This is a genomic window from Streptomyces otsuchiensis (assembly GCF_004305975.1).
Taxonomy (GTDB): domain Bacteria; phylum Actinomycetota; class Actinomycetes; order Streptomycetales; family Streptomycetaceae; genus Streptomyces; species Streptomyces otsuchiensis.
On record NZ_BHZI01000273.1, the window covers coordinates 1 to 7,664 of the forward strand.

Below are 7,664 nucleotides of genomic sequence, written 5' to 3' on the forward strand. Positions count from 1 at the left end.
CCCCTGCCCCCCGGCTGACCGGGGAGGCCGCCACCGCCGCCCTGATGCTGGGCGACGACGCGCTGGTCCTCTCCCATCGGCTCGCCGAGTGGGCGGGCCACGCCCCGGTACTGGAGGAGGACGTCGCGCTGGCCAACATCGCGCTCGACCTCCTCGGCCAGGCCCGCGCCCTGCTCTCCCTCGCCGGCGACGAGGACGAGCTGGCGTTCCTGCGGGAGGAGCGGCAGTTCCGCAACATCCAGCTGGTGGAGCAGCCCAACGGCGACTTCGCCCGGACCATCGCCCGGCAGCTCTACTTCTCCGTCGCCCAGGAGCTGCGGTTCACCGCCCTCGCCGGCGACGACGACTGCCCCCGGCCGATCCGGGAGCTGGCGGCCAAGGCGGTCAAGGAGACCGCCTACCACCGGGACCACGCCACCGAGTGGACGCTCCGGCTCGGCGACGGCACCGAGGAGAGCCACCGCCGGATGCGGCGCGGCACGGAGACCATGTGGCGGTTCACCGGCGAACTGTTCACCCCCGTCCCCGGTCTGGCGCTCGACGACGGCGCGCTGCGTGAGAGCTGGCACACCCAGGTGGCGGCCGTCCTGGCCGAGGCGACGCTGCCCGTCCCGGAGCTTCCGGACGGGGACGCCTGGACGGCGGGTGGCGGCCGGGACGGCATCCACACCGAGCCCTTCGGCCGGATGCTCGCCGAGATGCAGCACCTGCACCGCAGCCACCCGGGGGCGTCGTGGTGACCACCCGTTCCCGGCCCACCCACGGCGCCACCGGCACCCACGGCAGCCACGACACCACCGAGGCGGCCGGGCCCGGGGCGGGCGGCCACGGCGGACGGTGCGTCCCGGCGCCGGACGAGGAGGCGCTGCTCGCCGTCGCCGGCTCAGTGCCCGACCCGGAGCTGCCCGTACTCACCCTCGCCGAGCTGGGCGTCGTCCGCGCCCTGCGGCTGCGTCCCCAGCACCACGACACACACCGGGATCTCCGCGTCGAGGTCGATCTCACGCCCACCTACACCGGCTGCCCCGCCATCGAGACCATGTCCGCGGACATCGAGGCGGCGCTGCGCGTGGCGGGCGCCACTGAGGTCACGGTCACCACGGTGCTCTCCCCGCCCTGGTCGACCGACGACATCACCGAGGACGGCCGCCGCAAGCTGTCCGAGGCCGGGATCGCCCCGCCGCGTCCCACCGGTCCGCGGCACCCGGACGGGCCCGTCGCACTGACGCTCGCCATCCGCTGCCCGCACTGCGGCTCCACCGAGACGTCGTTGCTGAGCCGCTTCTCCTCCACCGCGTGCAAGGCGCTGCGCCGCTGCGACTCCTGCCGTGAGCCGTTCGACCACGTCAAGGAGCTGTAAGTGATCTTCCATCCGCTCACCGTCTCCCGGCTGGACCGGCTCACCGACGACGCCGTGGCCGTGACCCTCGCGGTGCCCGAGGCGCTGCGGGCGTCGTTCCGGTACGTGCCAGGGCAGCACCTCACCTTCCGGTACCACTCCGGTGACGGCGGTGAGCTGCGCCGCAACTACTCGATCTGCTCCCCGGCGACCGAGCCGGACGGCCCCAGCAGCCTGACGGTGGGCGTCCGGCACATCGCGGGCGGCGAGTTCTCGGCCCATGTGGTCAAGGAGGTCGCCGTCGGCGACACCCTGCACGTCCTGCCGCCCACGGGCCGGTTCACCCTGCCCCCGGCCCCCGGCCACTACGCGGCGGTCGTCGGCGGCAGCGGCATCACCCCGGTGCTCTCGATGATCGCCACCCTGCTCTCCACCGAGCCCGGCGCACGGTTCACCCTGCTGCGCTGCGACCGTTCCACGGCCTCCACGATGTTCCTGGAGGAGGTCGCCGACCTCAAGGACCGCTTCGGCGCCCGGCTCCAGCTGGTGCACGCCTTCTCCCGCGAGGAGCAGCAGTCGGGGCTGGCCACCGGCCGGCTGGACGCCGACCGGCTGGCGACACTGCTGCCCGCCCTGCTGGGCGCGGGCGAGAGCGAGGTGGCGGGCTGGTACCTCTGCGGGCCGCTCGGTCTGATCGACGCCGCCCGCACCGCCCTGCGCACCCTGGGCACCGACCGGGGCCGGATACACACCGAACTGTTCTACGCCGACGAGGCAGCCGGGCCCCAGGCACCGGGCACGGCGGCCGCTCCGGCCGCCCACGACGCGGTCGTCACGGCCACACTCGACGGCCGCTCCGGGAGCTGGCCGGTCGAGGCGGGCGAGACCCTGCTGGAGGCAGTGCTGCGCAACCGGGCGGACGCGCCGTTCGCCTGCAAGGGCGGGGTGTGCGGCACCTGCCGGGCCCACCTGCTGAGCGGTGAGGTGCGGATGGACCGCAACTTCGCGCTGGAGGCCGAGGAGGTCTCGGCCGGGTATGTGCTGGCCTGTCAGTCCCGTCCGCTGACCCCCGAGGTCGCCCTGGACTTCGACGCCTGAGCCACCGCGCACCGCCGCGTCACCCCCGGCCCGGCGGCCAACCGTCCCCCACCGGGAGGCGGCATCCGTCAGGATGGCCGGGGACGAACGCGCACCGGACGCCGCACGCGAACGGACGCCGCGCGACGGACGGACGACGCGCGACGGACGGCAACCCCGTGAGGACGGAGCACAGATGAGCGCCAGGCCGCTGCTGAACCGCAGGCTCGACGGACTCGGGACGACGATCTTCGCCGAGATGTCGGCCCTCGCCGTCCGGACCGGGGCGATCAACCTCGGTCAGGGCTTCCCCGACACCGACGGACCGGCGGAGGTCCGCGAGGCCGCCGTCCGGGCGCTGCGCGAGGGCCGCGGCAACCAGTACCCGCCCGGCCCTGGAGTACCGGAGCTGCGCACCGCGATCAGCGAACACCAGCTCCGCTTCCACGGAACGGAGTTCGATCCGGACACCGAGGTCCTGGTGACCGCCGGGGCCACGGAGGCCATCGCCGCCACGATGCTGGCCCTGCTGGAACCGGGCGACGAGGTCATCGCCTTCGAGCCGTACTACGACTCCTACACCGCCACCATCGCCATGGCCGGCGCCACCCGCGTCCCCGTGACGCTGCGCGCCCCGTCCTTCCGCCCCGACCTGGACGAGCTGCGTGACGCCGTCACGCCCCGCACCCGGCTGCTGCTGCTGAACTCCCCGCACAATCCGACCGGAATGGTCCTCACCCCCGAGGAGCTGACCGCCGTCGCGGAGCTCGCCGTCGAGCGCGATCTGCTGGTCGTGACCGACGAGGTCTACGAGCACCTGGTCTTCGACGGCCACCACATCCCGCTCGCCTCGCTGCCCGGCATGCGCGAGCGGACCGTGACGATCTCCTCCGCCGGGAAGACGTTCTCCTTCACCGGCTGGAAGGTCGGCTGGGTCACCGGCACCCCGGAGCTGGTGGGCGCGGTCCGCACGGCGAAGCAGTTCCTGACCTACGTCAGCGCGGGCCCGTTCCAGTACGCAGTCGCCGAGGCGCTGCGCCTGCCGGACAGCTACTTCACCGGTCTCCGTGAGGACCTGCGCGCCAAGCGCGATCTGCTCGCCGCCGGGCTGGCCGAGGCCGGTTTCGGCGTGCACCACACCTCGGGCACGTACTTCATCACCACCGACATCGCACCGCTCGGGGAGAAGGACGGCGTCGCCTTCTGCCTCGCGCTCCCGGAGCGCTGCGGAGTGGTGGCCGTGCCCAACGCGGTCTTCCACGACGACAAGGAGGCCGGGCGCACCCAGGTGCGGTTCGCGTTCTGCAAGCGCCCCGAGGTGCTGAGCGACGCCGTGGCGCGGCTGCGTTCGCTGGCGTCCTGACCGTCCGGACCGTCCTTCCCGGTGAGCCGGGGCGCCACGCGCCGGGCGCGCTTGACTTCAACCCAAGTTGAGGTTGCAGCGTGGTGGTATGACAGCCACAGCGAGCACCACACCGGGCGGTATCGGACAGAGCGGCTTCGCGGAGCTGGCCGGGCTGATGACTCGGATGGCCGGCGCCGAGAAGCACGTCCCGGCGGCCCATTCGACCACCGACGCCCTCTGGGTCCTCTACGACCGTGTCCTCAGGGTCACGCCCGCCACGGCCGACGCACCGGACCGGGACCGGTTCCTGCTGTCCAAGGGACACGGCCCGATGGCGTACTACGCCGTCCTCGCCGCCAAGGGCTTCTTCCCCCGGGACTGGCTGGACGGTTTCGGCGGGTTCGACTCCCCGCTCGGCCACCACCCGGACCGCACGCTCGTCCCGGGGGCGGAGATCGCCAGCGGGTCACTCGGCCACGGGCTGCCCCTCGGCGTCGGCACCGCGCTCGGTCTGCGCGCGCGGGACCTCACCGAGCCGGCAGTCTGGGTGCTGGTCGGGGACGCCGAGCTGGACGAGGGCAGCAACCACGAGGCGATCGACTTCGCGGGCGCGTCCGGCCTGGACTCCCTCCATGTCGTCGTCATCGACAACGCGTCGGCGAGCTGGGGCACGGCCCGGTCCCAGGCCGACCGGTTCGCCGCCGCCGGCTGGTCGGTCGCGGAGGTGGACGGCCGGGACCACGAGGCGCTGTACGCCGGGTTCACCCGGCCGCACCCGGGCCGCCCGCACGCGGTCTTCGCCCATGTGGAGCCGAAGTCGGCCTGACCGTCCCGGCCGCCGCACCACATCGAGCCGCCCCCGCCGCCCCCGCCACCTCGCACCGCACCGCACCGCACCGCAGAACGAGGAGTCCCGATGACCACGCGCACCGGCACCACGCGCAGCACCACCGCGCCGCCGACCACCACCGCCACGAGCACACCCCCGGCACCGCCCGCCGAGACCATGCGTGACCGGTTCGTCAGCGTCACCGGCGGGCTGCTGGACGAGGACCCCCGCACCGCCGTCGTGCTCGCCGAGATCAGTGCCGCCGGATTCACCGGCGCCGCACGGCGCCACCCCCACCGGGTGATCAACGTCGGTATCCGTGAGCAGCTGCTCGTCGGTACGGGAGCCGGCCTGGCCCTCGCGGGCATGCGGCCGATCGTCCACACCTTCGCCTCCTTCCTGGTGGAGCGCCCCTTCGAGCAGGTGAAGCTGGACTTCCAGCACCAGGACGTGGGCGGCGTACTGGTGAGCGCGGCCGGTTCCTACGACTGGCCGCAGGGCGGCTTCACCCATATGTCACCGGGCGACGTGGCGTTGCTGGACACCCTGGACGGCTGGACGGTGCACGTCCCCGGCCATCCGGACGAGGCGGAGGCGCTGCTGCGCGAGGCGGTGCGGGGCGAGGACCGCGTGTATGTGCGGCTGTCGGAGCAGTCCAACGCGGCTCCCCGCGCCGTCGGGGGCGGGCGGCTGCTGCGGCTGCGTGACGGCGGGCCGGACGCGCCCGTGGTGATCGCCGTCGGGCCGCTGCTGGACGCGACGGCGGAGGCGCTGGCGGGCCTCGACGCGACGCTGCTGTACGCCGCCACAGTCCGGCCGTTCGACCGTGCGGGCCTGCGGGAGGCCGTGGCCGGCCGGGCGACGGCCGATGTCGTCCTGGTCGAGCCGTACCTCGCCGGTACCTCCACCCGTGAGGTGGCGGAGGCGCTGCGGGCGCTGCCGCACCGGACGCTCGGCCTCGGCGTGCCGCGTGCCGAACTCCGCCGCTACGGGACGATGGCGGACCACCTCGGCGCCCACGGCCTGGACGCGGCGGGGCTGCGCCGGCAGGTCACGGAGTTCGCGTCCCTCCGGGGGCAGACCGGGTGATCTCGGCCGGGTGCGACCGCGCCGCCGGGATGTCGTCCGGAATGGACGCCCCTGTCCGGGGCACGCTGCCCAGCGGCGGCGTGCCCCGGGCGACGCCGCGCACCGGCCCCCACCGGCGACGAACCCGAGCTGAGGAGAGCGCCATGACGGACCACGGACAGCGCGACAGCGAAAGCAACGGCAACGGCAACGGCGAGAGCGGCGACGGCAACACCGAGTACGGCCGGAAGAAGTTCAAGCGCTCCCGCAGCCACTTCGCCGACCGCGTCACCGCCGACGGCACGGACGGCTGGCCGGTGGAGGCCGGGCGGTACCGCCTGGTGGTCAGCCGGGCCTGCCCGTGGGCCAGCCGCGCGCTGATCTCGCGGCGTCTGCTGGGCCTTGAGGAGGCGCTGCCCCTCGCGGTGACGGACCCGATCCAGGACGACCGGAGCTGGCGGTTCACCCTCGACCCGGACGACCGCGACCCGGTGCTCGGCATCCGGTTCCTGAGCGAGGCGTACGACGCCCGGGAGACCGGCTACCCGGGCGGGGTCAGCGTCCCCGCGATCGTGGACGTGCCGTCCGGGAAGCTGGTCACCAACGACTTCCAGCAGATCACCCTGGACCTGGCGACGGAGTGGACGGCGCTGCACCGCCCCGACGCGCCCGACCTCTACCCGGAGCCGCTCCGCGACGAGATCGACGGGGTGATGGACGGCGTCTACCGCGATGTCAACAACGGCGTCTACCGGGCCGGTTTCGCCACCGGCCAGGAGGAGTACGAGGCGGCGTACACGGACGTGTTCCGCCGCCTCGACATGCTCTCGGATCGGCTGGCGGAGCGCCGCTACCTCGTCGGTGACCACATCACCGAGGCGGACATCCGGCTGTTCACCACGCTGGTGCGGTTCGACGCGGTCTACCACGGCCACTTCAAGTGCAACCGCAACAAGCTGGCCGAGGACCGGGTGCTGTGGGGGTACGTCCGGGACCTCTACCAGACGCCGGGGTTCGGGGACACCGTCGACTTCGACCACATCAAGCGCCACTACTACCTGGTGCACACGGGGATCAACCCGACGGGCATCGTCCCGGCCGGCCCGGAGCTGTCCGGCTGGCTCACGCCGCACCACCGGGAGCAGCTCGGCGGATCGCCCTTCGGCGACGCCACCCCGCCGGGGCCCCCGCCCGCCGCCGAGATGATCCCGGCGGCCGGCCACCCGTGACCCACGGGCGTGCCGCCGCTCCCGGCAGCGCCCTTGCCGGCCGGATCCGCCCGATTACCGGCGTGCGGCACGGGCCGGACGGTGCCTACGCTGGCGGGGCGTCCCGCCGGCGGGCCCGGCCCCCGGCAGAGCGCCCGTAGCCTGCCCCGCCCGGTTCCGGTTCCGGTTCCGGGTGCGGTGCGCGAGCCGAGAGGAGAGGTCCGTGCTGAGCCTCGACATGATCGTGCTGGGGTGCGCCGACGACCGGCGGGCCGCCGAGTTCTGGAAGGGCGCGCTGGGCTATGTCGAGCGCGATCCGCACGATCCGGACGCGTGGCTGGTGCTGCTGCCCCCGGACGGTTCCGGTCCGGGCCTGGCCATGGACCTGAGCGACCGCCCGGCACCGGAGTTCCCGCACCTCCACCTCGACCTGCACGCGCGGGACGCCGTCGAGCAGACGGCCGAGGTGGAGCGGCTGGTGGCACTCGGCGCCGAACGCGTGGCCTGGAAGCACTACCCGGAGGACGCCGACTTCGTCGTCCTGGCCGACACCGAGGGCAATCGCTTCTGTGTCGTCGACGACTCGTTCGGCCGAACCCAGCCTCCGGGCGACGATCGCACCACGGCTGACGCCGACACCCCCGAATCCGTCCCCGAGCCCTCCGCCGGATCTGCCCGCGGCGCCCGCCCGGCAGCCGCCGGGCCGCCGGCGGCGATCGTCCCCGACGGCGTGGGCGAGCCGGGCGGTCCGGTGGTGCCGCGTCCGTCGAGCACCCCCGCACCGGGCCGTCCGCACTC

At 73.9% G+C, this 7,664-nt stretch carries 8 protein-coding genes; all 8 read left to right on the plus strand.

Going from position 1 to position 7,664, the window contains the following annotated elements:
• Nucleotides 1-44 precede the first annotated feature (44 nt).
• Nucleotides 45-740, plus strand: coding sequence for a 1,2-phenylacetyl-CoA epoxidase subunit PaaC (gene paaC / locus E0D90_RS21250; protein ID WP_265415970.1), 696 nt, complete (start codon nt 45-47; stop codon nt 738-740).
• 125 nt (nt 741-865) lie between these two features.
• Nucleotides 866-1,360, plus strand: a complete 495-nt coding sequence (paaD, locus tag E0D90_RS21255) for a 1,2-phenylacetyl-CoA epoxidase subunit PaaD (protein WP_130799683.1) — start codon at nt 866-868, stop codon at nt 1,358-1,360.
• A gap of 3 nt (nt 1,361-1,363) precedes the next feature.
• Complete coding sequence (locus E0D90_RS21260) at nt 1,364-2,437, plus strand: 2Fe-2S iron-sulfur cluster-binding protein (RefSeq protein WP_130799684.1); 1,074 nt, start codon at nt 1,364-1,366, stop codon at nt 2,435-2,437.
• 175 nt (nt 2,438-2,612) lie between these two features.
• The gene (locus tag E0D90_RS21265; RefSeq protein ID WP_130799679.1) at nt 2,613-3,779 is read left to right on the plus strand and encodes a pyridoxal phosphate-dependent aminotransferase; all 1,167 of its coding nucleotides are present in this window, start codon (nt 2,613-2,615) and stop codon (nt 3,777-3,779) included.
• Nucleotides 3,780-3,867: 88 nt separating this feature from the next.
• Nucleotides 3,868-4,587 (plus strand): thiamine pyrophosphate-binding protein, encoded by a 720-nt coding sequence (locus E0D90_RS21270; RefSeq protein WP_103504043.1) that lies wholly within the window; start codon nt 3,868-3,870, stop codon nt 4,585-4,587.
• Nucleotides 4,588-4,767: 180 nt separating this feature from the next.
• Entirely contained in the window at nt 4,768-5,679 is a 912-nt protein-coding gene (locus E0D90_RS21275; protein ID WP_227870376.1) for a transketolase family protein, read from the plus strand.
• Between the two features lie 143 nt (nt 5,680-5,822).
• Nucleotides 5,823-6,887 (plus strand): glutathione S-transferase family protein, encoded by a 1,065-nt coding sequence (locus E0D90_RS21280; RefSeq protein WP_130799681.1) that lies wholly within the window; start codon nt 5,823-5,825, stop codon nt 6,885-6,887.
• 202 nt (nt 6,888-7,089) lie between these two features.
• Nucleotides 7,090-7,664 (plus strand): VOC family protein (locus E0D90_RS28445; RefSeq protein WP_157996904.1); only part of this gene is annotated, 575 nt, incomplete at its 3' end.

Coding starts and splice junctions, on each gene's coding strand:
- E0D90_RS21270 (WP_103504043.1), top strand. CDS start 3,868: ATGACAGCCACAGCGAGCACCACACCGGGCGGTATCGGACAGAGCGGC.
- E0D90_RS21275 (WP_227870376.1), top strand. CDS start 4,768: ATGCGTGACCGGTTCGTCAGCGTCACCGGCGGGCTGCTGGACGAGGAC.
- paaC (WP_265415970.1), top strand. CDS start 45: ATGCTGGGCGACGACGCGCTGGTCCTCTCCCATCGGCTCGCCGAGTGG.
- E0D90_RS21280 (WP_130799681.1), top strand. CDS start 5,823: ATGACGGACCACGGACAGCGCGACAGCGAAAGCAACGGCAACGGCAAC.
- E0D90_RS21265 (WP_130799679.1), top strand. CDS start 2,613: ATGAGCGCCAGGCCGCTGCTGAACCGCAGGCTCGACGGACTCGGGACG.